The sequence below is a fragment of the Echinicola marina genome (genome assembly GCF_020463795.1).
GTDB classification, from domain to species: Bacteria; Bacteroidota; Bacteroidia; order Cytophagales; family Cyclobacteriaceae; genus Echinicola; species Echinicola marina.
The window spans coordinates 1,896,852-1,923,466 of sequence record NZ_CP080025.1 but is presented as its reverse complement, the minus strand read 5'-3'; the positions used below and the strand labels follow the sequence as shown (position 1 = coordinate 1,923,466).

At 37.3% G+C, this 26,615-nt stretch carries 26 protein-coding genes and 1 pseudogene; 4 read left to right on the top strand and 23 right to left on the bottom strand.

Annotated features, from left to right (window positions below; all coding sequences use genetic code 11):
- Positions 1-91: 91 nt before the first annotated feature.
- Genes KZP23_RS08195 through KZP23_RS08175 form a run of 5 tightly spaced genes read right to left on the bottom strand, consistent with a single transcriptional unit; the run spans position 92 to position 8,652 of the window.
- Positions 92-1,603, bottom strand: coding sequence for a DUF7017 domain-containing protein (locus tag KZP23_RS08195; protein WP_226335699.1), 1,512 nt, complete (start codon positions 1,601-1,603; stop codon positions 92-94).
- Complete coding sequence (locus KZP23_RS08190; RefSeq protein WP_226335697.1) at positions 1,593-3,800, bottom strand: ATP-dependent DNA helicase; 2,208 nt, start codon at positions 3,798-3,800, stop codon at positions 1,593-1,595. The genes KZP23_RS08195 and KZP23_RS08190 overlap by 11 nt, the downstream gene beginning before the upstream one ends.
- Positions 3,801-3,852: 52 nt before the next feature.
- Positions 3,853-5,823, bottom strand: a complete 1,971-nt coding sequence (locus tag KZP23_RS08185) for a response regulator (protein WP_226335696.1) — start codon at positions 5,821-5,823, stop codon at positions 3,853-3,855.
- Positions 5,820-6,455, bottom strand: coding sequence for a hypothetical protein (locus KZP23_RS08180; RefSeq protein ID WP_226335695.1), 636 nt, complete (start codon positions 6,453-6,455; stop codon positions 5,820-5,822). Before KZP23_RS08180 ends, KZP23_RS08185 begins: the two co-directional genes overlap by 4 nt.
- Complete coding sequence (locus KZP23_RS08175; RefSeq protein ID WP_226335694.1) at positions 6,445-8,652, bottom strand: reverse transcriptase domain-containing protein; 2,208 nt, start codon at positions 8,650-8,652, stop codon at positions 6,445-6,447. The genes KZP23_RS08180 and KZP23_RS08175 overlap by 11 nt, the downstream gene beginning before the upstream one ends.
- A 554-nt stretch (positions 8,653-9,206) precedes the next feature.
- Between KZP23_RS08175 and KZP23_RS08170 the strand changes: the two genes are divergently transcribed.
- Positions 9,207-10,211 (top strand): helix-turn-helix transcriptional regulator, encoded by a 1,005-nt coding sequence (locus KZP23_RS08170; RefSeq protein WP_226335692.1) that lies wholly within the window; start codon positions 9,207-9,209, stop codon positions 10,209-10,211.
- A 14-nt stretch (positions 10,212-10,225) separates the two neighbouring features.
- Here the strand turns inward: KZP23_RS08170 and KZP23_RS08165 are convergent, their stop codons facing one another.
- From KZP23_RS08165 to KZP23_RS08140, 6 genes and pseudogenes are all read right to left on the bottom strand, one after another.
- Entirely contained in the window at positions 10,226-10,594 is a 369-nt protein-coding gene (locus tag KZP23_RS08165) for a DUF1016 N-terminal domain-containing protein (RefSeq protein WP_226335691.1), read from the bottom strand.
- 158 nt (positions 10,595-10,752) lie between these two features.
- On the bottom strand, positions 10,753-10,890 hold the full coding sequence (locus KZP23_RS08160) for a hypothetical protein (RefSeq protein WP_226335690.1): 138 nt from the start codon (positions 10,888-10,890) through the stop codon (positions 10,753-10,755).
- 6 nt (positions 10,891-10,896) lie between these two features.
- Entirely contained in the window at positions 10,897-11,130 is a 234-nt protein-coding gene (locus tag KZP23_RS08155) for a hypothetical protein (protein ID WP_226335688.1), read from the bottom strand.
- 333 nt (positions 11,131-11,463) lie between these two features.
- Positions 11,464-11,964 (bottom strand): annotated as a pseudogene (locus KZP23_RS08150) (DUF4411 family protein).
- 5 nt (positions 11,965-11,969) lie between these two features.
- Positions 11,970-13,097, bottom strand: a complete 1,128-nt coding sequence (locus tag KZP23_RS08145; protein ID WP_226335686.1) for an ImmA/IrrE family metallo-endopeptidase — start codon at positions 13,095-13,097, stop codon at positions 11,970-11,972.
- Positions 13,098-13,503: 406 nt separating this feature from the next.
- A complete protein-coding gene (locus KZP23_RS08140; RefSeq protein ID WP_226335685.1) occupies positions 13,504-13,950 on the bottom strand; it encodes a hypothetical protein in 447 nt (148 codons plus the stop codon).
- 157 nt (positions 13,951-14,107) lie between these two features.
- Between KZP23_RS08140 and KZP23_RS08135 the strand changes: the two genes are divergently transcribed.
- The 3 genes from KZP23_RS08135 (at position 14,108) to KZP23_RS08125 (ending at position 16,819) form a co-directional block, all read left to right on the top strand.
- Positions 14,108-14,773: a hypothetical protein gene (locus KZP23_RS08135; protein ID WP_226335684.1), complete on the top strand. Its 666-nt coding sequence runs from the start codon at positions 14,108-14,110 to the stop codon at positions 14,771-14,773.
- A gap of 34 nt (positions 14,774-14,807) precedes the next feature.
- Positions 14,808-15,425 (top strand): hypothetical protein, encoded by a 618-nt coding sequence (locus tag KZP23_RS08130; protein WP_226335683.1) that lies wholly within the window; start codon positions 14,808-14,810, stop codon positions 15,423-15,425.
- Between the two features lie 371 nt (positions 15,426-15,796).
- Positions 15,797-16,819, top strand: coding sequence for a HEPN domain-containing protein (locus KZP23_RS08125; RefSeq protein WP_226335681.1), 1,023 nt, complete (start codon positions 15,797-15,799; stop codon positions 16,817-16,819).
- A gap of 602 nt (positions 16,820-17,421) precedes the next feature.
- Here KZP23_RS08125 and KZP23_RS08120 read toward each other — a convergent pair.
- The 12 genes from KZP23_RS08120 to KZP23_RS08065 all read right to left on the bottom strand — a co-directional run bounded on the left by KZP23_RS08120 (position 17,422) and on the right by KZP23_RS08065 (position 26,520).
- A complete protein-coding gene (locus KZP23_RS08120) occupies positions 17,422-18,183 on the bottom strand; it encodes a hypothetical protein (protein ID WP_226335679.1) in 762 nt (253 codons plus the stop codon).
- 25 nt (positions 18,184-18,208) lie between these two features.
- Entirely contained in the window at positions 18,209-18,394 is a 186-nt protein-coding gene (locus tag KZP23_RS08115) for a hypothetical protein (protein WP_226335678.1), read from the bottom strand.
- Between the two features lie 557 nt (positions 18,395-18,951).
- Positions 18,952-19,869 (bottom strand): IS1595 family transposase, encoded by a 918-nt coding sequence (locus KZP23_RS08110; protein WP_226332760.1) that lies wholly within the window; start codon positions 19,867-19,869, stop codon positions 18,952-18,954.
- 113 nt (positions 19,870-19,982) lie between these two features.
- Complete coding sequence (locus tag KZP23_RS08105) at positions 19,983-20,591, bottom strand: hypothetical protein (RefSeq protein WP_226335677.1); 609 nt, start codon at positions 20,589-20,591, stop codon at positions 19,983-19,985.
- Complete coding sequence (locus KZP23_RS08100; protein ID WP_226335675.1) at positions 20,588-20,821, bottom strand: hypothetical protein; 234 nt, start codon at positions 20,819-20,821, stop codon at positions 20,588-20,590. Before KZP23_RS08100 ends, KZP23_RS08105 begins: the two co-directional genes overlap by 4 nt.
- Positions 20,822-21,087: 266 nt before the next feature.
- On the bottom strand, positions 21,088-21,861 hold the full coding sequence (locus KZP23_RS08095) for a hypothetical protein (protein ID WP_226335674.1): 774 nt from the start codon (positions 21,859-21,861) through the stop codon (positions 21,088-21,090).
- 49 nt (positions 21,862-21,910) lie between these two features.
- A complete protein-coding gene (locus KZP23_RS08090; RefSeq protein WP_226335672.1) occupies positions 21,911-22,678 on the bottom strand; it encodes a tetratricopeptide repeat protein in 768 nt (255 codons plus the stop codon).
- Between the two features lie 490 nt (positions 22,679-23,168).
- A complete protein-coding gene (locus tag KZP23_RS08085; RefSeq protein ID WP_215226678.1) occupies positions 23,169-23,747 on the bottom strand; it encodes an NAD(P)H-dependent oxidoreductase in 579 nt (192 codons plus the stop codon).
- Positions 23,748-23,763: 16 nt separating this feature from the next.
- Positions 23,764-24,102: a hypothetical protein gene (locus KZP23_RS08080; RefSeq protein WP_226335671.1), complete on the bottom strand. Its 339-nt coding sequence runs from the start codon at positions 24,100-24,102 to the stop codon at positions 23,764-23,766.
- Positions 24,103-24,158: 56 nt separating this feature from the next.
- A complete protein-coding gene (locus KZP23_RS08075) occupies positions 24,159-24,740 on the bottom strand; it encodes a Crp/Fnr family transcriptional regulator (protein WP_226335670.1) in 582 nt (193 codons plus the stop codon).
- Positions 24,741-25,176: 436 nt separating this feature from the next.
- Complete coding sequence (locus KZP23_RS08070; RefSeq protein WP_226335668.1) at positions 25,177-25,710, bottom strand: dihydrofolate reductase family protein; 534 nt, start codon at positions 25,708-25,710, stop codon at positions 25,177-25,179.
- Between the two features lie 72 nt (positions 25,711-25,782).
- A complete protein-coding gene (locus KZP23_RS08065) occupies positions 25,783-26,520 on the bottom strand; it encodes a helix-turn-helix domain-containing protein (protein WP_226335667.1) in 738 nt (245 codons plus the stop codon).
- Positions 26,521-26,615 lie beyond the last annotated feature (95 nt).

The following is a 26,615-nucleotide window of genomic DNA, read 5'->3' as shown; positions in this document are numbered from 1 at the left end:
ACCTGATGATACTGTGAAAGTCTTAATATATGAAAAGGTTAAAGCATTTTTTGGACTTCCTTAGGGAAAAAGAAAAGATCAAAATGTGACACTACTTTAACTCTATTGCTTTCCATCCCCATTCATTTTTCTTTTTATTGAATGATAATATTGCCTTTCCTTTTACAATCTGTCCATTAGATATATTATTATCCTGAATGAGTTTTGGCTCAATAAAGACGTCCTCTATAAAACCAAAATTCTGTGGATAAATCACCCTTAATGTTCCTTCAAAATACTTAATCGCATCAGAGGCTTGATCAGTTTCCGCCCTTTTAGCACTTAAAATTTTGTAAAATCCGTCTTGCCCCTCTCCATTGAAACGAACCTTTAGTATGTCTCCAATTTGTAGTTTATCCAATTGACCAGAATAGTTGAAGAATCCAAATTTCTGTTTGTCCTTCACAAAATTCAATATGTTCTTGTTCTCATTCACGAATTCTACTGCAATGACCTCTTCTGGCACGTCCTGGAATAATATTTCTTCTGCCTTCTTTACATGTTTCGAATACAGATATTTATTATCCATGTTTGGTGTGGCCGATTTATACCAATCTTGTTCTGTCCATTGGATTATTTGGTTTGGTAATTTCCATTCATGTTGTTCTCTGGTAACAACCACCTTTTGGATTTCGGTTTTGGCCTCATTGTACATTTGCCTCTCCACAAGCATACCTGCAAATGTCTGTCTGAGCTTAACCAGAAAGTCTTCTGGTGTTTTCAGACTCAATGCCTTACAATAACATGCAAACTGAACTTCTTTTTCATCTGGAAATATTTCCGCCATTACTTCCCATACCCAAAAGTCATTTCTTTTCTGCTTGGCAAAAGGTAAAAAGGAAGAGAGGATATTTTCATCATCACCTAATGCCAATAATAGCTTTGCCTTGAAGTAAGGCGGATATTGATATTCGGGACGTTTTTCAATTATTTTGTCTAATTGGTGTAAAAATATCTTAATCTTGTTTTTATCAATAGCCCTTTCCTGTCCAAAAGGGTCAACCAATTCACCCTCCAAAAGCTTTTTTGAATAGGCTATGTACGCCTGTTCGGCAATTGCCATTATTTTTTTGTCTTTAAACTCTTCCTTTAGGTAATCTTCTGGAAGGAAGTTTTCAAAGTTCCACCAATCGGCAAATTCCAGATACTTTGACCAGTTTTGGTATCCCTTGTGAAAAGCCTTATAAATGAAGGAATACGCTTCTGACGGTTTGGTAAAATGAAATTCCTTGATAATATCTAAGAGTCCGTTAATTTTTCCATAATCAACGTGTTCTAGTTTATGTAAGCCAAATACCATGCTCCCAATTTGCCAGGCTAAATTATCAAATACCATTTTTTCATCTTCCGGCAATTGCAAACTTTTAATCTTTATTAGATTTTCCTTGAATGCATCAAATGAATCAGGTTGAGAAGACTTTTTGAGATAATCATAATACACCCAAGCAGCAGCTCGCTTATTCCAGATGTTATCCGGTTCTGTTTCCAAAGCCTGATTTGCCATTTCTAAAGCTTCTTCAAGTTTTCCGGTTTTTCGAAGTTCCTTTATCTCTCTAAACGACATAATCATCTTCTTTTAGGCGGTTAATAATAGCCTTAACTTTTTCAAGGATTTCAGAACTGTTGCATTTGTTTTCTAAAGGAAGTACTCGCCCAAAGAATCCATCTTTGTTGTACTCAAAGTCGATAACACATGACTTTAAATCCTTTTCTATGGTATAACGCTCCCGATAGTTAAGGTGTTGAATATCTGAAATGACTTCACCTTCATCTAAATTTTGGCTGACTTGATCAAATAAGGTCTTTAAAAATGGTTTTTCTTCTTCTAAGGCAACATCAAATCCAATCTGGGTCAAAATTCCTTCCACATTATTTCTGTTTACAATAACCTGATGAGGATTTTCAAAAATCTTTAAAATTGTTTCAAATAATTCATTCGAATTAGTTTGGGCAGGAAGCTTTTGAAAATTAGGTTTAAAAATGTTCTTCCCGTTTACCCAATACTTAAATGCTGCTGTTTGACCTTCTCTTCTAAAGATATAGCGGATTTCATATTCAACTTTTTGCCATGCTTCAATAGCTATGTATTGCTTTCGCAGATTATACCATCTGTGAATAAAATGATCTTGAACGGTCAATGGTGCATCAACTAAGCCAAATTTTTCCAATTCTGGCAAAGCCTCACTGATATTGATTTCACTTGTTGGATTTGATTGCCCTGTTAATTGATTGAAAGCCTGTTGAACATTCACATCTATAAAGTTCATTCCTGAAAAGGAGGAAAAGTAAGGAGGGTTTATACAGAAAAGCTTTTTAGATGCTCGGGTTACGGCGGTGTAGGCCCATCGGTAAAAGTCAGGGTTGGATTTTCCTGATCGATTCTGCTCTGATTCATAAAAATTGAAGTTGGCTTGTGTGCCTCTGTCCCAGAAAACGAATGCACTCGACCATTCCCCACCTTGGGCTTTATGGCAAGTTACGGCATAACCATATTTTAGAAGAATGCAGTTGAAATACTTATCATTAGTGATGGCCTTCTTGAATTCTTCAGTTCCCTTTTTCAGTTTAGGGTGCCTGTTTTTGAAATCAATGTAAAGGGCCCTTTGCTCTTCGGGGGTTAAGGTGTTATCACCGCATAGGTAGTTCTCTAAAATGAAGCCGTTTACGGTTTTGGGCTGATTATTTTCATCAGGTAAAACAAGGCTTATGCTTCGCCAAGTAAGTCTCACCCTTTGCACTTTACCTCCTTTGTCATAAAACCTCACTTCTCTGCTTTCAACTACTGGCCTGGCTTCTGAAACAACCGCAAATTCACCGTTCATGATACCTAAGCGGTAATTGTTTCCTCCTATGATAACTGTGTCAGATGGTTGTATGGGTAAATCATCTCCAAATTTGTCTCTCCGAATAGCTCGGTTCAAATCAAGTCCTGTTTTGTTCTTCCAGCAAATGATGATTTTCTGCTCTTTTTGGGCCTTATATGTTTCTAAGTAATCCTGATAAGGCGGATTAAAAATATCACGACCATTTTCTCTTAAATCAAAATCGTTGAAATAGCCGGATGTAAGACACTGCCTGATTTTAGTGGCAGAAATCAAAATGCCATTATTGGCATCTTGACGTTTCACTTCTTTCATTTCGGATTGAGCAACTTTAACATTATATGTATCTGTGAGATACTCAGGATCAAGGGCGGGGGAGAAATTCATTCCAATTGGTGGTAACTGTGCAGGGTCACCAATGAAAATGATTTTGCTGCTTGTAGTTGTTTCTTGAATTCTGCCATAAGTCATAAGGTCTCGCAACAAATGACCACTACCAAAACGGAAAAACTCACCTTCACTAAGGATATCGCTCACCATGGAAGCTTCATCCACTATCAAAACCGAATCATGAACTTCCGGATTGTTTCTGATTTTGTATTGGTACAAAAACGAAACATCATTTTCGTCTTCACCTTGCTTTATTTCCTGCAATTCTTCAAAACTGTAGATCCCCTTGTGGATAGTGCTAGATTCAAAGCCTGTTTTTTGATTAATGACTTTCGCCGCCCTGCCAGTAGGAGCCATTAATTGATATTTCTTTTCTAAAGATTTGAGATATTCAACCAAACCTTTTAATAAGGTTGTTTTACCACTACCCGCATATCCCTGAAGTATAAACACCCGCTCATCACTTTCTAAAAAAGCGTGAAGCATTTCCAACGCATTGCGTTGGTGGTTGGTGAGATTGATATGTTGGAAATGGTCAAAAATTTTCATGGCTGTTATTCTTTCATACAAAGGTTGTTTTAAACTGTGCGGTGTATCTGCATTAATTAATATCTACTCCATTTTCTTTTCCGGTCAATAAGAATGAGATTAGCTCAAATAATTCCTTGATATCTCCATTTGGTTTAATTGAATGATTAACCCTTTTCGCTTTTTCAGTTTGATTGTAGAATCCTGAAGAAATATCAGAACCATGGGTTAAATATAGGTGGTTTCTAGCCTCATTTAATCTGACTAGGTTATGTTGGAAATTTGATTTATTACTGCTAATCGAGAGATTTGCCTTTCTCTCAATCAGAAAGGCAATCTGAAGAAATAATGTGTTTTCATAATTAGTATTAGTTTTTATCGGAGAAACAATATGAAATTGATTGTTTTCGAATAAGAAACAAGATTTCCGTTCATGATTTAACTTGTAATACCTGCCTGAAGTATTCGTTACATGATGCCTCGTATTTGTATCAATAAATGTACTGTAGGCATATTCAACATATGTATCTGATTGACCAATTATTTCCCACTTAAAATGGTTCTGATTATAGGTTATTGGCTGTCCTCCTGGATGATTGGATAATAAATTACCTGCTGAATCTTGAATTGTTATGTTCGGTTGAGACTTAATAAAATTGGCCTCACTTATTTCATTCAAAACACTCCATAAGGTCATAAATGCCAACTCATAGTCTGAAAAATGAAATTGCCTTTCATTATATTCAGTTTGCTCAAAGCCTCTTTTCAAAAGGCCATAGAACATCATTAACCGTTCTTCGATTCTAGATTTAAAGTTGGAACTACCCTTTTCCGGTATTGAAAGAAATGTTTGGTCCTTAAGTATTTTTTGGATTGCTTCCCAATAAGGTCTTAACACCTTATACTTTTCCAGAGTCTCCCTGACAGACTTTTCGAAGTTTATAAAATTCTCCTTTGAATAAGTTTGATCACCAGCGTATTCAGGCGATTCTTTAACATACATACCATCAGCCCCAAAATTTCTAACGGTTTCTCTAGTCCAAGATTTATTTGATGCAGTAAATACTATTATGGGCACTTGGGGGTAAGAATCTTTTATTCTCTTTAATAGGTTTATACCGTTATCATATTCAATTTCTTTTTTTTGAATTTTTGGAAGTCTAAGGTCTAAGAAAATTAAATCATATGAACTCACGTCTTTTAGATTTCCAAATTGATTTACCATTTCAAAATCATCTGCCACATCAACCTCTCCTGGTTCAAACATTTTCGCTAGTGAGGCATGCCAGCCTTTGTCCGATTGGTCATCTATCAATAGAACTTTATTCCTTTTTAACAGGGAGTTAAAATTTGTTTTGATTGTATTAGGTTCTGTTTTAATAGAATATTTCTTGATCAAATAGTTAAAGTATAGCGTTGGCGGGAATGTATAATCTATTTCGTCTAACCCATAACCAGCATTTAAAGCTAATTTAACTGCCCCCCAATGATTCGTTATTGAGTGACGGTCATTTGCTAAATTCTCTGAAGTTATTATTATTGCCTTGGTGTCAAAATCTTTATTTATGGTTTTTAAGAACTTATTTATCCCATAGTCGGTATTACCTTCATCATTTTCTCCTTTTCCAAAAAGGGCAAAAAATGACTTATAAAATACTCCAGGAATATTTAGGAAGTTTTGTATGTCCTTTAAATTAGCTAAATCCTTATCATAAATAGGGTTAGGTACATTATCGGAACAAATGATGATAGGCGTTTTTGAAATCCAATTATCATCAGGTAGGAGCCTAAGGTAAACTGACAATCGAATCACTTGATCCCATCCAAGTCCTTCCTTGAAAATAATGATTGACTCATACTTTTCTGTTGTCAAATAAGAACTTACCCGATATGGGAATAAGTCTTTTTCATCAATTCTTTTCAAGCTTTCCTCAATTGGATTTAACGAATTTTCTTTGCGTAAATTTTCAAGATTGCAACTTGAGAATGACGCTGAATCTAGCTCTGAACTTAATTGCCCAAGATGTAGTATTAAATGTTTCATTGGTTAAAATTTAGTCTCCATTCAATTATTTTATCAGCAATTTGCTCTTCAGTAAATCGTTCCTTAAAATTTTTTTGAACTAAATGCAAATTCCAACCGCAGATAGAAATATATAATTCAAAGCTTTTGTGACTTAATAATGTGTCTTTACCTTTCTCCTCAAGTACTTGATACATTTCATCGATAATAGGATAAAAACGATTTATGTTCCCACCAAACAAATATGAAGTTGGGAAGACTTCCATTTTTAAATAAGCATCAACAGCTGGCTTTAGGAAATTACCAAAAAGCGATTCTCTCCTAACTTGTTTAGTTGAAGGATTAGTTTCCGTGCCCCCACTAAAGATAAAAAGGTCTAAGTTTTTCAACTTATCTCTTAAATCTGATAATTGGGATTCGTTAATGAGAGGGTCTTCATAGCTGTGATGAAGAAATACCCCTGCATATTTTTTCGGGTCAAATAATACCTCTACTGACCATTCATCTGATGTCATAATTAATTGATTTACATCCATATAAAAATCAATTAATAGCTGCAAATCCTTTGAAAGTTCTTGCATAAAAACTTTGCCTCTGAACTGTCCGTCTTTTTTGTCGTCAATTAGTAAAATTGGTTTTAAATCATGTGCCATAAAAAGTGATTTTATGAGTAAATCCTTTTGTTCCTTCTATACTAATAATGTCTTCTTTCCCAGTATCTTGAATTCTTTTTAGAACCCTTAGCTGAAAATTGCCATCTTCATTCTTTAAGTAAATAGTCCAATCACAAATCGACCTAAAATATTTTTTGAATACCTCAGACAACCTCAAGTCTTTTAGTATATCTTCAGCGGGTCTTTTAGCTACTGAATCTGAATCAGTAATCAAAAGAGAAATAGTGTTTAGAAAAGTATCTCTTCTTAGCTCAAAATAGATTTCTTTAGTGCTAAAGGAGCTACTCCCGCAAATATTGGAGTGTTCATTTATTCCTTGTGCGATAAATTCTAATCCTTTCTTAACAGAAGGTACCCATGTGTAAAAACTCCCTCTTAGGTTAAACCTTCTATCATCTGGAAGGAAAATGAGTTTTGAATCAAACCTTGTTATTTCCTTTAAAAATGTAAATCTTATTAATTCTTCAAGACTAGTGTAACCATCTTGCCTAGGACCAAACCGATAATTTTTCTTGAAGTTCATCGCATAGGTCGTATATTCAGACGATCCATGTTCTCCAAAGGGATATTCTTTAAATTGATCCCAATGCATATTTCCAATTCTTTCAAAAGAATTTATTAAACCAATAACAGAATTTTGGACTTCACGATTAATGTTTCCTTTAAACCCCGATTTTCTTCCTTTTTTGAAATACTCACTAAAGTTTGGATGGTTTTTCACTTCCTCTAAGACCTTGTAAGGGGTAATCTCATCAAATGGTTTATGAACCAATTCCTTAAAACCAGATCCATCATTTTTAAACTCAGTGAGAAGTATCGTTGTCTGTTCCGGATTGTGCGGGAGTGAAGGTTTATATTTGTCTGGGTTCTCAAAAATTTCAATATGGGGAAGTTTCAATCCCTTTACTAAGTATTTGTCCACCATCAACTCTTCAACGGTAGAATTACCAAGTGGACGAACAATTAGTTCTATGTTATTAATTTTGTTATTATTCAGAAGTTCTGATGGGGTTCCATTAGAAATGGACACTGTCTCATTTTCTAACATTCGATTCTGATTGTCATCGGAAAGTTTCAATATTGTGGGTGATGGATAAGATTGTGTCAATTTATCAAACCTCTCTTTCAATCCTTTATAAGTCCCATCCTCAATTCCTTTGACCATCTTCAAGAACTCCAATTTCCCATCTAACACATTAACCAAATGAGCATTGATGTTTTTTACATGCCCTTTATCGGCAATGTAATCCCGTTTAAAAATCTGTTCCGCTTTTTCATAGCCGTACTTTTCCCAATAGTAAAGCCACATGCGGATTTGCTTCACATATCTCCTGCGGACATTGACTTTGTCGTTTACAATCAATCCTGTGGCTTCTTGGCGATAATCCGCCTTCTGTAAGCGTGTCTTCTTTGGGTTGATAGCCAATTTTTGGTCTTCCTCAATGATTCGCTTCAACTCGTTATTGAATGCTTCATCGTTATAGATAGTATGCGGTGAGGAAAAAGTAATATCGTCCGCATACCGGGTAAAGGTCGCCCCAAAGCGATTGGCCAATCCATTCAGTCTGCGATCAAGTTTTTGACAAAGAATATTGGTCAAGGTAGGTGATGTTGGGCTTCCTTGAGGAAGTACGTTTTTTACTTCGCCCTCGACTTCAAAAGGATGTGTTACAAGACTTGCCAGTAAAAATGCCAAGGGCTCTTTGTCCCCATGTAAATTGAAAGGGGGGGACATGAGCCCGTATTTCACCCATTTTTTATCGAACGAATGAAAGAAATCCTTCAAGTCCAAATTTAGCACATAGTGATGTCCTACATGCTTTTGGGCATTATCCACAATGGACTTGTCCAATACAAAACCTATTGCGTTTTCATGGGGCTTGTATAGGCACTGCAAAACAAAATTGAAGGATCGAAGTATAGCCTTTAACCCTTTAACCGGAGCGTTGATGGTCCTGTCCGCACCTGATTTTTTCTTGATGTTAAAAGTTTTATAACGCTTCCTGCAAACTTTAGGATTGGAATAGTAGGTCAATGCCTTCAACTGGAATGGCTTACACTCCTGTCCATATAGCATATTCCTTGCATCGCTTAATAGCTTCACCAGGTCCTCTTTGCTTTCCAGCTCATTAAATTGCTTTTGTATTTGGTTGATGTGTGTTTGGTCAATTTTCATGATTTATATTGAAGAGTACTTTGAAAACACCTGCCGGATATTCTATTTGTAATGAATGTGTGTATATTTCATCAATCCATATATCATCATAAACAATAATCGATATCCAAAGGAAGAACAACACAAGGGAAGTCGATTGGAGTTTACCAAAATAACATTCAATCCCTCCGGGCTGGCCGGCCCATATGAAGGGAAAGAGGTGCCGATCTTTTCCCGGGAAACCGGGACAGCACCCACGAATCAATACCTTTAGGCAGGTGTTTCAAAGAACCAATGCTGCAAATTAATAATTAAAGAGTGCAGTCAAAGTGCACTGGTTATAAAATCAATGTCTTTTTCTCAAATTTCCGTTGTCCCTGGCATTTGAAGCATATTCCGTTTTTGATATGAGCAAATTGTGGCAGTTTTCCGGTGCCTCCACATCTGGAACATGTTTGAGTCTCCTTCTCTTCAACCATTCTTTTGCCTAATTTTCCTCTAGTGATCTCCATAGCTGTCATTTTTAACTTTGACACAAAATAACTTACTTGCTGTGCAATCAATCTGCACAGTAAATGGCCACTAATAAAAATGCACTAATTCGCTACCAAACTTTGGACAAATGCTTTCGCAATCCAGGCCGAATGTATTTTTGGGAAGACTTATTGGATGAATGCAACAGTGCATTGGCAGAATTTGATCCAAAGGTTGAAGGAATACAAAGAAGGCAGCTTTTTGATGATATTCGTTTTATGGAGAGCGAGCAAGGCTGGTCTATTTCATTAAAAAGAATTCGTGATGGTCGGAAAGTCTATTACCGGTATAACGATTTATCTTTCTCCATAAATAACCAACCTTTGAATGATTCGGAAGCAGAACAGATAAAATCAGCACTTCAAATACTTTCCCGTTTTTCCGGCACCCCCCAATTTGAATGGGTCAATGAAATGATCCCCATGCTAGAATCAAAGTTTGGCTTGATTGAGCGTAAAAATGAGGTCATAAGCTTTGAAAGCAATATAGATTTGAAAGGACTTCATTTCTTAACACCTTTATTTAACAGTATAATTAATGAACGGGTTTTGAAAGTCACATACAAGGACTTTAAAAGCTCAGAACCTTATGAAATAACTTTTCACCCCTACTTTTTGAAACAGTACAACAATCGGTGGTTTGCATTTGGACTTAATTCTGATAATCTGGTACCCAATTGGAATCTCGCATTGGATAGAATTGAATCTTTATCAGAAACGAGTTTAAAGTATAAACCATCCAAAACAGATTGGGAAGAGTATTTTTATGATTTAGTCGGAGTTACCAGTCCGGAAGGTGTCAAATTACAGGAAATTGTATTAAAATTTACACCCGAAGTTGCGCCTTATGTCGTAACCAAACCAATTCACCCAAGTCAAAAGCATAAAAATGATCCTACAGGTCTTGAAGTCAGAATCAAAGTCATTCCAAATTTTGAATTAGAACGATTGGTTCTATCGTTCGGAGAACAAGTTGAAGTAATATTTCCTCAAGATTTCAAAGAACGTATTGCTCATCGACTCAATTTGGCCATTCGCTCTTACTGAAACTAAATCCCTCTCTAGTCCTCGTTTGCAAACTGTCTTTTATCCTCATTATCAAGGGAAAGCATCAGTTTGTAATGCGTCCAAGTAAATTCCGTCCGCAGTGCGGACGTAGTTGGGAAAGTTCGGTAAAACTGCCGGAAGCGTTCCAATTGCCGGGCAGAAAACCCGGTACCATATTCCGGCTCCAATGCTTCCGCCAGGTTTTTTATTAAATAGGCACCGTATTCTGCTCGTTGCTCACCGTGTTGCTCCTCTTCAAAAATCCGTTCCCCAATTTTCCAGTACATCACCACCCGCTCAAAATTCACCGAGCGCACAGCATTCTGCCGAGCTGTGGAGATAATAGATTGGATGTCCGAGAGGATGTTTTTAGAGATTTTCATGCTTATGAATTTAGTCTAAAAATACTTGTTTTAATATTCCTTTTCAGTTCTGGGGTGCTCCGCCTAGCTGTATAAATAAACCGTCTATGGTGACTGGGGGTAATTTGCAATTACACCCTAATATCCTAGCCAATTTACAATTGCAAAAAAACCAAAATTTACCAATAATCTACCTCAATTACCCCTTTGAGTCCTGAGTAGTTTCTGGCGCTTGAGCACAAATAATCTTCAGGTTTCTCCACTAATCCTGCTCTTACCGGGTTTTCATGGATGTATTTGACTTTGTTTTCGGTCATTTCATGTCAGTAAAGTTCTATAGCATGGTTCTCATGAGGCCAGAACTGCATCCCTCCAGACCTTTTGTTGAATTGGGCATGGTAAGTAAAGATCATCCTCAACCACTCTTTCCTACTTTCTTGTTGATTCTCCAGAATCATGGCAAGTAGTTTCTTACTTGTAAACTTTTTGAAATCACGTACCCATGCGGACAATTTCCTGTCCTTTTGCTGAACCACCAAATGAATATGATTTGTCATGTGACATATCCAAAAAGGTAAAGTCTTTTTTCTTTTCTGTAATAGGCCAGGTTTTCCAAGACGAAGTCCCTATAGACTTTTCTTGAAAAAACATCTACCCAACCTACCACTCGGAAGGTTAAAAAACAGGGCATTTCCTGATCTCTTATCTGATAGGTTTCTACCATAGCTGGGGATAATCCATGAAAATTGAATTACAAATTCTTAGTGATAGAAAGGTGTAATTGCAAATTACACCTAGGCCAACGCTCTTTCTACACCCAGATGGGATAGTGCAAAGACATCATACACTAAATTCCCAATGCAGCTAAAAAAGGATCTACTTCAGCACAATTAGAATGTTACTCCTAACTCTCTAAACATTCCAATCGTATTTATATAGCGTACTCCGAAATGATTACATGGCTCAGGCATTTTTATTTTATTCTTTTGGTTGGGATTACTAACTTCATGGGTCACCAAAATCCTATTCTGGACATCATTCAGTACATAGGCGACTAAAAATGCATCCGCCTCATCAGCATCTAAAAATTCATTGATGGCATTGGGCAGGTAATGGTCACTTTTTGAGTTTGCCCAAGCGGATACTTAAGCATACTGCTGCAAAGCAGCTGATGAATCATGAAAGAATCCACTCGGCAAATTATTCACACACCATCCTTCAAGATCATCATTCTTATCATAGAGCTCCTTTTTAACTTTATCAATACTTATAATCATTCCCGACTGCGCTAGTTCATTGATTTTAATCCAAAAACTCTTAGCTACATCAAGTGGATAAGTGGCTCTATGGGCTTGTATAAAAAAATTGCTATCAACCACATATTTTTTCATTGGCCTTAGATCGTTTTCTCAAAAAATTTATTGAAAGTATCCCCTTTCATGCTGGTTAGTTTGTAGGCATCCCTATAAAGTAATTGACCTGTTTTCACGGCATTATTAACATGAGATGCAAATGTCAAACTAAGTCTTTTCCTTGCTGTGGCATAAAAGTCACCACCTCCCCCTTTATGTTGCTTTTTGACAAACTCTCTATTCTTATATTCTTCATAAAAAGCAAAAAATTGGCTTTTGGATATTTTCCCAGTATCCAATGCCCTCCGAGCAATAACAATTTCACTCACTTTAAAGAAACGGGAGCATTCTTTGATACTTGGATAATCTGCCCATTGCTTGTTGAATGCACTTCTAGGCACCAGAAATTCAGCAGCTACTTTGTCACAGAGTACTTCAATAGGATCATCTGCAGGCTGAAGCTTGCGAAAATCAAACCCAGCACTATGCCCTGTCCAGATATGGGCCAATTCATGTACTATCGTGAATAATTGAGCGGCTTTCCCATCTGTATTATTAACGAACATAAATGGAGCTAAATCATCCACTAAAACAAAACCACGACAATTCTCCACCTCAATAGTGCGGGACGTATTATTTTCAACTACACCATTAAAAACAGTGATAATCCCCTTATCCTCAATAACCTCTACTAAATGATTGAGGGCTTCTTGCCAGGTTTTAAAATGTTGAGCCCAGTCCTCTGCCAGTCCAAGTGTAGTTCTTATATTATCAACAATTCCAGAAACATCTTGGCTGCCTTTGAAGCTGCCTACAAAGCCCAAGCGTTCGAAACCGTTCTCCTTCAAGTATTCCCTAAGCCAATTTTGACGTTGTTGAAGCAATAAAATGGTATCATAAACATTGACACTTACTTTTTCAATTTGTTCACCATTAGTTCGAAAAAAAGGAATAGGCAGTTTTTCCTTTGGGGGCTCTGTCAAGAATAGGTACCCAAATGGCAAGTAAACTTTTTTAGAGAAGGCCTCCAGTTGCTTCAAGGTTGGTTTTTTCTCCCCTCTGATCCAAGCGGTGACCTTCGGCATCTTTTCGACAAATTCATGCATATCATACCCCGCTCGGTCTATTGCCCAAGTTAGCATGTTAGCATTTACATTTATCTCTGTTGCCATATCACAAAAATATAAATTCAATTATACAATAACTTCCTTCTTTATACAACATGAATCAGGTGATTTTGATTCTCGCTTGTAAACAGCTTAGGCTCACGCCAAAACAACGGCAAAGTATAATCAAATTTACCGATCAATATTACCTTGCAAAAATTTAAACAATCTCTCCCCTTATCATCACCTTCACCCCTCCTAGCTGTATAAATAAACCGTCTATGGTGACTGGGGGTAATTTGCAATTACACCCAGTCCTAGTCCTAATTTTCAACGAGGACTCCTAAATCCCTGCGTTTATCAACGCTATAATTTATCCTATAACCGCATTGTAAACGCGGGTTAGCAAAGGAAAAAAGTAGATAAGTAAAAACAAGATTACTTCAGCATCAACTCCCAAAAATATCTACTCCTACCCTTTAGACAAGACCTTTACCTGCTCCTCCAAATTTGCAATGATCTGGTCCTTTAGCTGGACGATGATTTCCTTTTCCTTCAGTTGCCCTTCCAGTGCGGCGATGACCTGCTTTAAGGAGGCGACCACCTCCTTGTGCTGTTCGATGATTTTGGACTGGTATTCCACCATGGGTTCGTCAAATTGGTGGGAAGGCCGCTGCTCACTTTCTCCTGGTTTTTGAGTGGGTAGCAGCATGTTTCCATCCCCCGTCAGCAGCCAAGCAGGATTGACTTCCGGAAAATGCTCCATAAATAAGGCGATCCACTTGGTATGTACATCCTTGTCCTTTCCTATGGCCTTGGACAAAGTACCATTGGCCGCTCCGATCTCCAGCTCTACCTTCCGGATACTTCTATTCGTATATTTAGCGAATTCACCTATTCTATCTATTATTACCGACATTATATAGATTTATTGTTTAAAAAAGTTGACTTATTAGATAAAATACTATAAATTTAGATGATTGTTCTTGAAATATAATCAATTGGACAATAACTATCTACATTTTTGAGCGCTTATGGTCCTGTACACACTACACCGTACAGGGATTGAAACAGTTTTGAATTTTCGAAGTAGGGCTGATCCTATTCGAAAAGTTGTTTGTTTATTTATTGCTTTTGACATCATGTTGACATTCGGAGAAAAGGGGCGCTACCCCTATAGCGTCATTGCGGATTTTTGTGATTATATGGGCTTACAGGGGTATCGCATCCATTTGGATGATTGGTTTCATGCTGCTTTTGGCTATAAGCCTGAAGCGGTCCGGTCCTATCCCTACGCCATCACACATGCCTATGGCTATTGGAACCAATTACTGGGACATCTATTTAGCCTGAAGGCGCAAGAGTGCTATCCGCACCGCATCAGAACCTATCAAGAAAAAGCCATCATTCGCATGGTGGAGGGCATTAGGAAGTTTTGGCAGCCTGATGATTATCCTTCCCACTATTGCCATACGCCTGGATATTTGACGTATCGGGAATTGCATCAGCCTTATGTGGTCTTATGGGAAATTCTAAATTGGAAATGCCAGACCGATTGGGAGCGCATGCTTTACAGATGGCAGATCAATGCACTTTGTGGTGCGGAAAGGATCTACGATATGGAGGAGGATGACTTGGAAGGATACCGTTGCCTTCATAAGCTATTGGACATCTGCTTTTTGATCTACACGGTAGAACTGGACACCAAGGAAGTGAACGGACCTGTATTACTGGATGACTGATCTTGACTTGGCACATATTTTAAGATGATACATTATGAATAATTTTCAATCAACCGCTACCGCAAAAGGACATCTCCATAAAGTGATCCTAGCGCTTTTTGACAGGGCCTCCGTCCATTATTATCTGCTAGGCATCGACCGACTTTATTATTCGGGAATGTATGAAGTTCATCCTGAAATAGAAAAGCATCCCCTATATGCTTTTTCTATGAGGGAATACTTTCTTGAACTGATCCATGAACTGGACACGCTTTTTCAAAATGGCCCCTTACCATTTTCAGATTATCCTTACCGGCCCAGGATACTGAAAAAGATCATCAAGTATGAAAAGCGGCGCCTTTCCAGGATCCTTTCAGGAAGAAGGTCTTCCGGGCATTGTGCTCCTTGGGAATATCTTCCGAAACACTTGTCGAACAAAGAGCTCAGAAAGCCCCATATAAGCCTAAGGCTTAGCCTAATCAAGATCAAGGGATTGGATTATGAACTGCTCTTAAAGGAAATGCAGGACAATGCTTTTTCGGGACACTATGAAAGGGAATCCGAATACTATCCCGACCAGATCTTACTGTACCTATCCCTAAAGAAAATGCTAGAGGCTTGCTACCTGATCTACGCCGGAGAAATGGATTTTGGCCATTCTTTAACAGAATAGTAACAGACTATTTAGTACCTGTTGTGCTAGGTCTATATTTTGATAAAACCTAAAAAAACTAACAATTGAAAGTGTTTTTGATCAATTAAAACTGTTTCTAAGCTTAACTCTTCATTTCTTTTCCTTAGATGAAAAGAAACGAAGCAAAGAAAAATCAAGACACAGCTAAAGCTTCTTCCCACAAGGCCTACGCCGGCCCGCAGCTGTGTCGACCTCCCCGCAATAAAACATCTTTCAAGATAAGACTATTCGACTAACTAGCACAAGGGGTCATTTAGTAGAGAAAACTATATCTAAAAAAACATAAAACAATCAGAAAATATGATGGTCCAAAAGCAAGCTATAGAACAGACATTTAAACCTTTAACCAAATGAAAAAACATAAAACAACAAAAACTGAATTCTTTTCCCAATTTGACCAAAGAGAAATCCATGATCGCCTATGGGAAATGCACAAAGGATGGCTCATGTATGCTGAAGAAGTGAAAGGCGGAGCAGAATTATTGGACGGCGTATTCTTTTATGAACAGCTAAGCAGGCTGCTTGAGTCCCTTGCTATCACCAATAGCCTAAAACCTACCGAGACATCGGCAAAAAAAGATCATATCAATGGGGAGACTTATTTTAAAGAATTGGTCCGTGCTTTGGAAATCCTGGTGCGACCCGAAATGATCTATTTGATTCAACAGCCCTCCTTGCTTGAAGATAAGCCCAATAAATTGAAAGAAGTCTATGTGGTACTGTCAAGCAATGATTACCGCTCTTTTGAAGAGATCAAGCCATTAATGCACTTTTTGGCTTTAGGAAAGCAAGAAGTAAACATTCACCTGACGACCAAGCGGACCTTATGGAAGGAGCAGGAAGCCGGAGACCTTTTCTTTCTACTTCACTTTCAAGACTTTCACCTCATCTACCAAAAAGAAGGGGCCAATCCTTTCCCCGAAGTGGATGCACTACAATTAGCTGAGGCTAAAAAACGGGCCAAAAAAGTATTCCATAGTCATTGGAAAAAGGCTAGAGAGTTTATGGGTTTTGCTATGCAGGCCGAAGCGAAGAAAGCCGAAGCATTGAGTTTGTATTTTTTACACCAAGCCGGGGAGCTGCTCTTAAGGGGAGTAATTCTGGCCTGGCAAAACAGGGAGAGGAAATGTCATGAGATCAGGCTTTTATTGAAGGATTGTCAGAAGTTCATTCCCGAGCTATCCAGCATTTTTCCTCAAGACAATGATCAAGAAAAGGCCTTGCTCAAACTACTGGATGACGCTTACTGCAAATCCCGCTACAATCCGAACTTCTGTCCTTCTGAGGAACAAATCTTGGTAATTAACAAGAGGATATCTAGCATCTTTGACCTTTGCGAGCAAGGAATGCAAAGAGCTTTGGATTTGGAATGAAATATTTGATACAAGTAAGGTATTAGTCCATATAATTCCTGAGGTTTTAACGCCATTATTTATTCTTAAGCCGCATTGCAAATGCTATGATTTAACAACCCGCGTTGCAAATGTGGGTTAGGGATGCCCAAGCTTTATTAACAGCCCAACTTTCTAAGAGGATATACCCTATTGACAATTCGCTTATTTCGCTATTTTTTACGGTTTTTCGACCGATTTTTATATGGCACTAGGGGTATTGATATTAAATCTTTTGCTATGGTAAAGTACAGGTATCTTGGTGGGACAGCATACCTTCGGTGCGAGGCCTTCTTCCAATTTCATCTCAATAGCTTTCACCATGATAGCACAGGAAGGTAAAAACAGGTTGCTTCGTAATTTTATTCGTTAGAACAGGAGCCTGCTTCTGGCATTTCCTGATCTCTTATCTGATAGGTTTCTACCATAGCAGGGGATAATCCATGAAAATTGAATTACAAATTCTTAGTGATAGAAAGGTGTAATTGCAAATTACACCTAGGCCAACGCTCTTTCTACACCCAGATGGGGGTAGGTTAAAGTTTATTTGTGAAGATGATAAGAGGTTGAAGATAATTGATAAATTAAGCTATCAATAATTTAACCCTATGTTCAATCCATCTTACATCCTCAAAATCAATAATATTCATTCTAAAAGGAGCTGGATAACCAACTCCTTTTCTTCGCTCTATGAAAATATCTTCATCATTATACCTAATAAACCAATCTTCACCTAATGCATTAGATCTTTTCATAATTATTTCAACAATTAAATTATTATTAGAATCAAAATAAGGGATTTTAAATATTTCAACACCACTTTCTACATCAACTGAACATGAACTATACCCCCTTTTTAAATTCAACCTTTTTCTACCTTTTCTATTGGGATATGTGTTCTTTATCTGAAAAAAAGTATGTATCACTTTAGAATTTGAATAGATGATCAGCTTAAATTTTTCCCCCTTATATTTAGAGGTGGACAAAACTCCTTCATAAACTTCAAATTGTTCATGTTTTGATTTTATTCTATTCTTTTCCAGGTAGATTTGATCACATATATATAAATAATCTACTGGAGCTATACTAAAACTAAATTTGGTTGGGTCTTGAATCTTATCATTTTCCCAATAACATTTCCTAACTCCATATGAATGCCTTTCATTTATATGCCTTAATCCAGTATCGGAATTTCCATAAGTGAGAATCAAGCCAGAACGATTTGACACCATAAAGATGGAAGCATCTTTATTTCCCCAAATATTGAAAAACGATTTCTTATAAATCTCTTTACTTGCCTCCACTTCTATTCTCAGTAACTGCTGTTTATTAAAATATTTGCACATAATCAAAACCAATTATCCTTTTAGACTACCACCCAAAACTAACTTCCTTTTTCTCATTCGGCACATATTCCATAACTACATAGTTATCTGTAAAATGGAATTGCTCATGTGCATAGTCCCATTTTACTAAACCAAAATTAGTTTTAATAAATTCTTCATCAATTGTAAAATCATTGGAAGGAAATTCTATTCTTTTTACTATCTTTTTCATAATATTTTTTCTGGTGTTGGTTCTAAGATATATTAAAAAAATTAATCCTAACAGTATTGATAAATTTTAGGAGAATAAAAAAAGAGATGTTGACCAAAAGTCAAAAATACTGTTTAAACAAAAAAGAGGCTAATTAAAACCCCTCCTAGGTGTAGAATAAACCGTCTATGGTGACTGGGTGTAATTTGCAATTACACCCTAATATCCTAGCCAATTTACAATTGCAAAAAAACCAAAATTCACCAATAATCTACCTCGATTAACCCTTTGAGTCCTGAGTAGTTTCTGGCGCTTGAGCACAAATAATCTTCAGGTTTCTCCACTAATCCTGCTCTTACTAGATTTTTATGGATGTATTTAACGCTGCTTTCGGTCATTTCATGTCGGTAAAGTTCTATAGCACGGCTCTCATGAGTACAGATTACCCAAAGCCATCCACCGATAGACCTTCCAATACCCCCTTTGGTTCACTTTATGTTCTATTTCTTGCATGCTGATTCATTTTTTCATTCCTGCTCAAAGCATTAGCTATTAATAATCTTATATGTGTATCCGTTTTACTGCACGTATGGGTAAGTGCCCGCAATAACGAGCCTTTCAAAGAGTCCTTTGCCAAAATATCTTCGGTTCAATCTGTAAACAAACTCATTTAAATAGTTCTGTAAATATTTATAAGTTATCATGTGATATACCCCCAACAGGGTTCTTTTAAGATTACTGATTGCTTTGTGTACCCATTTTAAGGTGTCGTTTACGGACTCCTTTCCCGATGGAACGGCCAAATGGGTGGCCACCACTTCCTCTATTTTCGAGTAGGCCGTGTTCTTGTCTGTAAACAGTACCACATCCCCTACGGTATTGGCCCGGATAAAGGCATTGACACTCTCGCAGTCCACTTTGTCCATGACCCTCATTTTGAAATAGCCACAGCGCTTTGTTTTCTGCCCGGAATCCAGGTCTTCCAAGGGTACCGATTCGGCCGCCACCGCTACTGCGGTCTGTTTCTGGCTGCCTTTTCCACGTTTAAGCTGACCCAAGATCTGGTTCTCCTGTACGGTTTCCATATAACACTCGTCATATTCAATCATGTCACTGAGGATATAAAGCTCATCTCGTTGTCCCATGGCTGACCGTATCCTGTGCATCAGACGGAAAGTGGTCTCATATCGGCTAAGCCCCAGTTGCCGCTGGAGCTCAAGGCAGGAAAACCCTTTCTTGGTCGCCGACATAAACAGCATGGCCAATAGCCAGATACGGAGCGGAAGCTTGCTGTTTTCCATTACCGTCCCTGATTTAAGAGAAGAACGTCTCCGACAACTGCTGCATTCGAAAAACCTGCCGTTGGCAAACCAATAGTGTCGGGTTATCTTCTCACTGTTTTTGCACCGTATACCGCTTTTCTCACGGTATTTCTTGATGTATTGTTCACAACTTTCCTCATCTGGGAAATGGCCCGTAAATTCTATAAGGTTCATAGCTTTTCTTGTTTTTATGCAAGAAAACAACTATCCTGATACCTTGAAATTTAATGACACGTATTGTCATATTTTATTACGTGCACTCTTACGGATACACATATAATCTTATCTCACTGGGTGGTATCAGTCCAGATTTCTTTTCTTTTTTGCTGATCATTCTGGGTCAAGAATTGAACTGCGATCAGAACCTGAATACTTGGATCATCTAAATCATAATATCCAGGATTCGTATAGATTCTTCCTTGGAGTAGTCCAGTTGGTTCCCAATCTCCCGAATCAAACATCCTATCATAATATTCTTTTAAGTCCGGGTTTCTATCCGATAGGTCCTTTAAAAACTGGAGGTATTTCCCATCAGTATTGAGGCATAAGGACTTATAAGTCACTTTTTCATGAAAATTTCCAGATTGACAAAAGTCCCATATTTGTAAAAATAAGTCGGATTGGAAATCTGAGTATAACTTTTGTTGCTTATCGAAATCTACGTTCTCCAATATCGCATCATAGCCATATTCAAGTAAATCAGGAAGATTAGAGTAAATGCAAGATTTAAAGTTGCTGGCACTTCCACACATTTGAGTTTGAAAGAATTCATTCAGTTTGTGTAAATCACTTATTTCCTCTTCAGTAAAGTTATTGTTTAACTCAATCGATTCGAATTTCTGAGAACAGCCCGAAATAGTCAATAAAGCGAAAAAAATGTAGAGAATTCGTATCATTTTATATTTGAAACAATAGTTTGCAATAAAATTCCAGATGAATATTTGGTCAAAACCTCTTTGAAATCTTCCGGATACGTCAAGTTTAATTCCTTTTCAAGAGTGTCAAATGATCTTCTTGAAATCGGTTCTTTTACCGTTAATTCAGAATAATCCCAGTTTCTTTTCTTTGCGATATTAAGAATCCATTCAATTCGTCTTATCCAATTACTCCAGATTTCGTTATTCATTGATTTGGTTTTAAAGTTTTAAAAACTTGGATAGAAGAACACTAATTGCCTCTATATCCATGAGGTATTTTTTCTATCAAACTTCCCCTCTTTCCCAATACAAGGCCCATTATCTATCTACAAACAGGTAAGTATTTACAATGATTATATCATTTAAAACTAAACAACTCGTAGATTAAATAAAACACCTCATCTTAGGTATTTTTACTACAAACCTCTAAAAATCCAGAATTAGAAAGCTCATTCCCAATAATTAGTACCGTTTTTTATTCTTTCTCTTCATCAAACTTGAAAATCTCCTCTTCATTATCAATCATATATCCGAGACATTTTTCAAAGTCCTTTTTAATGGTTTTGCCTAAATATTGTTTCCACCCAGGTTCGTCTTCATGCCTTACAAATGCAAACAATGCCAAGGCATAGGCCCATTCGTCAATTTTTAAATAACCAAAATTGCTATATCCCCATCGGTCGGTTTGGTTGTAAAACTGAAAAGCCGTATTAGCATTAAATATCCCAAGTCCGAAAAAGACGGTTGTAAAGTCAGTCAACATTTCATCGTTTTGGTCAATTTTCTCCTCTCCTAGCAACTTGACATGTGAAAGTTCGTGAGCAATTGTGGCGATTAAATCGTCTGGCTTTTCTAGTAAGGCTTGGTCAAGTGAAATAAGGTGTTTTCCATTTACTTTTTCATGATGATAGCGCCCTGCTGCTTCTAGACTGTCAGGGTCTGACTCCATGAAGATAACAGAAGTCCCCATATTGATTTCTTTGATCCCATTATCATAAAAATCAAGGGCAATCATATCTGGGACAATTTGCATATTGCCACAAATGATATCAAGAGCCTCAAAGGCATTTTCTTGGCTTTTATTCCATTGTATAGGAAAATCTTCTGTAGTCGGCCTTAAAATCTTGCGTTCTTCTATTTTCGGATCCGGAAACTCCTGCATCAACCACAAAAAGTTATTCTCAAAGTACTTTCTTAGTTCTTTGTCGAGCGGCACATATTTTTTGTTTGACTTTAGAAAGTTGAACATGTTTGTTTTTCAATTGTCTTATAATGATCGGATCAAGAGCAGACAGACTTTAGAATGAATTTCCAGTAAGCAGAGTCCATAGTTTTTTGAAAGTATTATTATTTCTTTTATCCGCTTCCGTCCGCTTATTTATAGTTGTTGTGATACCCTGTGACTTTTCTTTTATTTTTTTCAGTCTTTCGACTGTACTGTTGTCAGTTTTAACGATTCCAACGGTATTATGTCTGTGAAATTGAGGTTTGGTAATAGTCGAAAGCTGAATAGCCAAACTAGCAAACTCAGATGCTTCATCCATCTTCCCCATTCGCAGGCATAGATTCGCCATCAGCGTCGCATAATAGAATTTCTGGTCGTTTAAGATCAGAGCCCCACCAGTACTTTCGAATTTCGAAGTCGACAATTTATAAGCTTCTTGAAATTTATCTTCCTGATCAGAAATTAAAATCGTTTCAGTTAATTTCAAGTCGGCCAAACCAGTTGTTCCACTTCTTGTATTGCTGTGATAATGGTCAGTTACAATTCTAAAATTCTTTTCAGCTTCTTTGTAATCCTTTCGCTTCAGGTAATATTCACCAAGTTGTTCATGTCCATGTATGGTGCTAAAAGTTTCTTCAGAGTATTCATTTATCAATCTTTTCATTAACTGAATTCCTTTTTTCTGATTTTCAACGGATGGAGAGTCAAGAAGGCAACTGGCTTGAACACGTAAAAATTGAGCTTTATTTGCATTACCGCGCGCACGTTTTAGTCGAGCTTCAAATCCAGACTCGATTTGGTCATTCCAATTTGTATTTCTATACCAATCATTTTTGCTCATTCCTGCCTGATTCTATTGGCTTCTAACATATGTCTAGAGGAATGTCTATTCCTCTATATCCACCATTTTTTTTTCCGCTTAAATTCGTCCAAAAATGGATCTGACTTTAAACCTACTAAATCCTTCAAAACCAAAAAATACCCCTGATGGAGTATTTTTTGATATAATTAGTAAAATTTTAATCTTTTCGTGTGGTTGGGCTTTAGATTTCGCAGCAGAAGAGAAGGAACTGTAGGATCTGTTCTTGAAAATTAGATTGCCTGCCCTCCGTGAGGTGGGCTTCTCCCGACCTTTCGATGCTTCGACCCTTCGACAAGCTCAGGTACCGAAGCGCTATCTACCTAGGTATAGAATAAACCGTCTATGATGGCTGGGTGTAATTTGCAATTACACCCTAATATCCTAGCCAATTTACAATTGCAAAAAAAGCAAAATTCACCAATAATCTACCTCAATTAACCCTAAAACCTTATCCCTCCTTTGCCTGCCACTATTTATTCTTTTCACCTAATTTTTCAACTTTCTGCAGCCATTTTTCCCTATACGCTTCCTTCGATAGCCTTATCGGGCCAATAGTCGTAATTCGTACTTTTCTTATACCTATAAAATGTAATGTCCCCTTTTTTATCGCATGATGACTCGGACTTCTATTAATCCACCTATAATACCATGCAGGTTGATCCAAGGTACAAATAATCCGCGCTGTCTTTCCCTTTAAGCACTTATCACTAAATAAGGAGTTGGCTCTTTTCTTAAAGGCAAAACCAGGAAGTAAAACCCGGTCCAAGAAACCTTTCATAATGGCAGGAACTGAACTCCACCAAACTGGATAAACCCAAACTAGGTGTTCTGCCCATTTCAATTTTTCTTGGGCATCCAATAAATCCGGTTCTAGTTCTGTTCTTTTCCGATATCCGTACTGAAGGTTTGGGTTGAAATTTAACTCCCTGATATTAATTTCCTTTATTTCAGCATTCGACTTTACCAGCCCCTTCTTATAAGCTGCTGCAAGTGCAAAGCTGAAACTTTCTTTATCTGGGTGTCCATTTATAATCAGTGTCTTTTTCATCATCGTCATTTAAAAATTAGCATAGTCTTTTTATTTCCTCTTCAAATCTGGTCTCCGTTAAATTGTCCTCTTTAAAAAATGTATACAGTATAAAAGAGCTAGGCACTGTTAAAAAAAACGTGCAGATGGCAAAGGTGATCATCCCACAAAAAGCGGCTAATATATAAGTGCCGGATTCTCCAAGAATCGGGAAAACACTTTCTTGATACCCCTCAATATATTGATAAACGGATATTGAGTAATCATAAAAACGATATGATGTTTCGTAGATAAGCCAGGCAGGGTAAAACCATTTTCTCACTGCTTCCCACTGCCTTCCCCAAATTGGCGCTAGTTGTCGGTAATTTTCTTCCATTTTTTTATCCTTTTCACAAAGGTTCTTCAAATGGAAGAGTTATCATTTGATATAGATCAAATTTGGTACTTAGGATTTCTTATTCTGCTTAAGGTCTCCAATGTAATCCCTAAATAAGAGGCAATATGAGTAAGAGGAATTTGATTGGTTATGTCAGGATATAAGCTTAACAGGTGCCTATATCTTTCTTCTGCTTTATTGAATTGAATGGTGTAAAGCCTTTCACAGAGGCCCAGCATAGTTTCAGTAACCACTTTACTAATAAAACGCTCAAAATCGTGGTGCTTACTCGTAAGTTCATCCACTATAGCCTTAGAAAACTCAAAAACCGTCGAATCTTTCACAAACTCCACGTAATGTGGGCTTGGTTTTTCACTAAAAAAGCTGACGACTGGTGCCATAAACTGGTTTTCAAAGGTAAACCAGTCTGAAATATCCTTGCCGTCCTTTAAGTAATATGCCCTAGCGCAACCCTCTGCAATTAAATATGCTTTTTTAGAAAGTTGCCCTTCACGAATGACAAGCTCACCTTGTTTATATTTCCCAATTTTTAAATGAGCAATAAGTTCCTGCCGGCACTCGGTGGATAATGGAGAATATATTTCTTCAATATTCTTGATGACTTTTTCAGCGTCCATTCTTCAAATTTGCTTTGAAAAGTGAATATACGCTTTCTAGAAGCCCCGGCCCAATCTGCTTATGCACTTCATAGCACAACCAATGATTTTGTAGGTCAACTCATCTATTGTTTTCTGTGTGGTTCGCATATCTGTATTATTCTTTTTGAACCACATAGGCACATAGATCACAGAGGCTATGATTGCTATTGTGGCTATCTGGTTCAATTAATTCTTGTAAACCCAAATTGAAAATCCCTATAATAAGAAAGGGCAAATGAAATCGCACCTGGTCATCCGCCAATCTTCACCCAGTGAGGGGCTGAACCACATAGACACATAGATCACACAGTCTATGATTACTATTGTGCCTATGTGGTTCAAGTAATTCTTGTAAACACGAAGGGCAAATGTAATCGCACCTAGCACCTTCGGCATTATGCACTCAAAGGGGAATTTACCTTTTTCGTTTGTAATTTAACTGGATCAGTCCTGTATCAAATGTTTCTGCCTTTACAAATTCAAGCAGTTGCTCGGGCCTTCCATCCTTAAATAATCTCGTCCCATCACCTAATAACACAGGAACAACAGAAATGATCAACTCATCAACCAAATCATGTCTTAGCAGTTCATTGATTACCGCTGCACCTCCATCACAATAAATATGCTTACCATCCTGGGACTTTAATTGCTTGACCAAATCCACCAAGCTTCCGGTATAAAAGGATGTCCTGCCGGTTTTTTCTCTTGGAGTCCTGGTGATGACATATACATCCCGCTGTCCATTATCGTAATGAGATGGCCCTATTTCTCTAAGCACATAATCATAGGTTTTTCTACCAATGATCAAGGTGTCAATGGTATTGGTGAATTGGGCATATCCATAATCCTCGCCCTCCTTTTCTACCAAACTCAAGAAGCTGAGGTCATCATTGGGCTTGGCGATATAGCCATCTAAACTGCTGGCAATGAAAAGTGATACTTTACGCATGTCTCTTAAATTTTAATGATATTACAAAATTAGCCCTAGCGCATTAACGGTACTTTGTAAAAATACGACAATTTAAAGCCGTGATGGTAAAAGCCCTGTAATTCGCTTAATTTCACGGTTCAGATGAGAATGATCATAATATCCGCATTCAAAGGCAATATCCAGTAAACTTCGACGCTTAGCTGAAGATTGGATAAGGCTTAAGGCGCTTTGAAACCGGATGATTTTGGAATATTCCTTTGGTGTCAGCCCAACGGAATCTTTGAATATCCTTTCTACCTGTCTTTTTGAGATATGGTTTTCCTTGGACAGTTCATCAATACTTAAACAGCCTTTTGAGTCATGTATATCTTGTAACAAAGACACTATTCTATTGTATTTACGGTTCATTCTTTCAACCAGAAATCGGTTTAAATAAGCATCATGATTTTCATCATAAAGTTTATCTTTATCAAAAGAAAGGTTTTGGTCAAATAGAACCGTTTGATCTTTTAGGTCATTCAAAGATGCGTAAATATAAAAAGATGAAAATGCAGATGGCTTGAAACAAACGCCAACTAAATGTGTATTCTCATCCACAAAGCTTTCTTTGAAAGTCGTCATTGCGCCCACTGCATAGGTTTTTCCATACTCCATTGCAATGGCACCGTTATCCGTGATACAACTATCGCCAAGATTGACCACCAGACCTGGACATCCATCAGGAAATATTCGTTCCCAGCCGCCATCATTTTCTTCACCCTTTAACTCCCAAAAAGAATGTATATGATCTTTAAGCGGATTACACGGTTTTGTTTCTTGGTACTTCATCTATTTATAATACACATTAATGGTAAAAAATCTTGACCTAATAGGCTTCACCCATATCTAAAAGTAATTCTTGTACACCCGAATTGCAAATTCCA

What these genes read in the sequence shown, in the direction of transcription:
- KZP23_RS08195 (WP_226335699.1), bottom strand. Translation starts at nt 1,603, where the DNA reads ATGTCGTTTAGAGAGATAAAGGAACTTCGAAAAACCGGAAAACTTGAA.
- KZP23_RS08190 (WP_226335697.1), bottom strand. Translation starts at nt 3,800, where the DNA reads ATGAAAATTTTTGACCATTTCCAACATATCAATCTCACCAACCACCAA.
- KZP23_RS08185 (WP_226335696.1), bottom strand. Translation starts at nt 5,823, where the DNA reads ATGAAACATTTAATACTACATCTTGGGCAATTAAGTTCAGAGCTAGAT.
- KZP23_RS08180 (WP_226335695.1), bottom strand. Translation starts at nt 6,455, where the DNA reads ATGGCACATGATTTAAAACCAATTTTACTAATTGACGACAAAAAAGAC.
- KZP23_RS08175 (WP_226335694.1), bottom strand. Translation starts at nt 8,652, where the DNA reads ATGAAAATTGACCAAACACACATCAACCAAATACAAAAGCAATTTAAT.
- KZP23_RS08170 (WP_226335692.1), top strand. Translation starts at nt 9,207, where the DNA reads ATGGCCACTAATAAAAATGCACTAATTCGCTACCAAACTTTGGACAAA.
- KZP23_RS08165 (WP_226335691.1), bottom strand. Translation starts at nt 10,594, where the DNA reads ATGAAAATCTCTAAAAACATCCTCTCGGACATCCAATCTATTATCTCC.
- KZP23_RS08160 (WP_226335690.1), bottom strand. Translation starts at nt 10,890, where the DNA reads ATGACCGAAAACAAAGTCAAATACATCCATGAAAACCCGGTAAGAGCA.
- KZP23_RS08155 (WP_226335688.1), bottom strand. Translation starts at nt 11,130, where the DNA reads ATGACAAATCATATTCATTTGGTGGTTCAGCAAAAGGACAGGAAATTG.
- KZP23_RS08145 (WP_226335686.1), bottom strand. Translation starts at nt 13,097, where the DNA reads ATGGCAACAGAGATAAATGTAAATGCTAACATGCTAACTTGGGCAATA.
- KZP23_RS08140 (WP_226335685.1), bottom strand. Translation starts at nt 13,950, where the DNA reads ATGTCGGTAATAATAGATAGAATAGGTGAATTCGCTAAATATACGAAT.
- KZP23_RS08130 (WP_226335683.1), top strand. Translation starts at nt 14,808, where the DNA reads ATGAATAATTTTCAATCAACCGCTACCGCAAAAGGACATCTCCATAAA.
- KZP23_RS08125 (WP_226335681.1), top strand. Translation starts at nt 15,797, where the DNA reads ATGAAAAAACATAAAACAACAAAAACTGAATTCTTTTCCCAATTTGAC.
- KZP23_RS08120 (WP_226335679.1), bottom strand. Translation starts at nt 18,183, where the DNA reads ATGTGCAAATATTTTAATAAACAGCAGTTACTGAGAATAGAAGTGGAG.
- KZP23_RS08115 (WP_226335678.1), bottom strand. Translation starts at nt 18,394, where the DNA reads ATGAAAAAGATAGTAAAAAGAATAGAATTTCCTTCCAATGATTTTACA.
- KZP23_RS08110 (WP_226332760.1), bottom strand. Translation starts at nt 19,869, where the DNA reads ATGAACCTTATAGAATTTACGGGCCATTTCCCAGATGAGGAAAGTTGT.
- KZP23_RS08105 (WP_226335677.1), bottom strand. Translation starts at nt 20,591, where the DNA reads ATGATACGAATTCTCTACATTTTTTTCGCTTTATTGACTATTTCGGGC.
- KZP23_RS08100 (WP_226335675.1), bottom strand. Translation starts at nt 20,821, where the DNA reads ATGAATAACGAAATCTGGAGTAATTGGATAAGACGAATTGAATGGATT.
- KZP23_RS08095 (WP_226335674.1), bottom strand. Translation starts at nt 21,861, where the DNA reads ATGTTCAACTTTCTAAAGTCAAACAAAAAATATGTGCCGCTCGACAAA.
- KZP23_RS08090 (WP_226335672.1), bottom strand. Translation starts at nt 22,678, where the DNA reads ATGAGCAAAAATGATTGGTATAGAAATACAAATTGGAATGACCAAATC.
- KZP23_RS08085 (WP_215226678.1), bottom strand. Translation starts at nt 23,747, where the DNA reads ATGAAAAAGACACTGATTATAAATGGACACCCAGATAAAGAAAGTTTC.
- KZP23_RS08080 (WP_226335671.1), bottom strand. Translation starts at nt 24,102, where the DNA reads ATGGAAGAAAATTACCGACAACTAGCGCCAATTTGGGGAAGGCAGTGG.
- KZP23_RS08075 (WP_226335670.1), bottom strand. Translation starts at nt 24,740, where the DNA reads ATGGACGCTGAAAAAGTCATCAAGAATATTGAAGAAATATATTCTCCA.
- KZP23_RS08070 (WP_226335668.1), bottom strand. Translation starts at nt 25,710, where the DNA reads ATGCGTAAAGTATCACTTTTCATTGCCAGCAGTTTAGATGGCTATATC.
- KZP23_RS08065 (WP_226335667.1), bottom strand. Translation starts at nt 26,520, where the DNA reads ATGAAGTACCAAGAAACAAAACCGTGTAATCCGCTTAAAGATCATATA.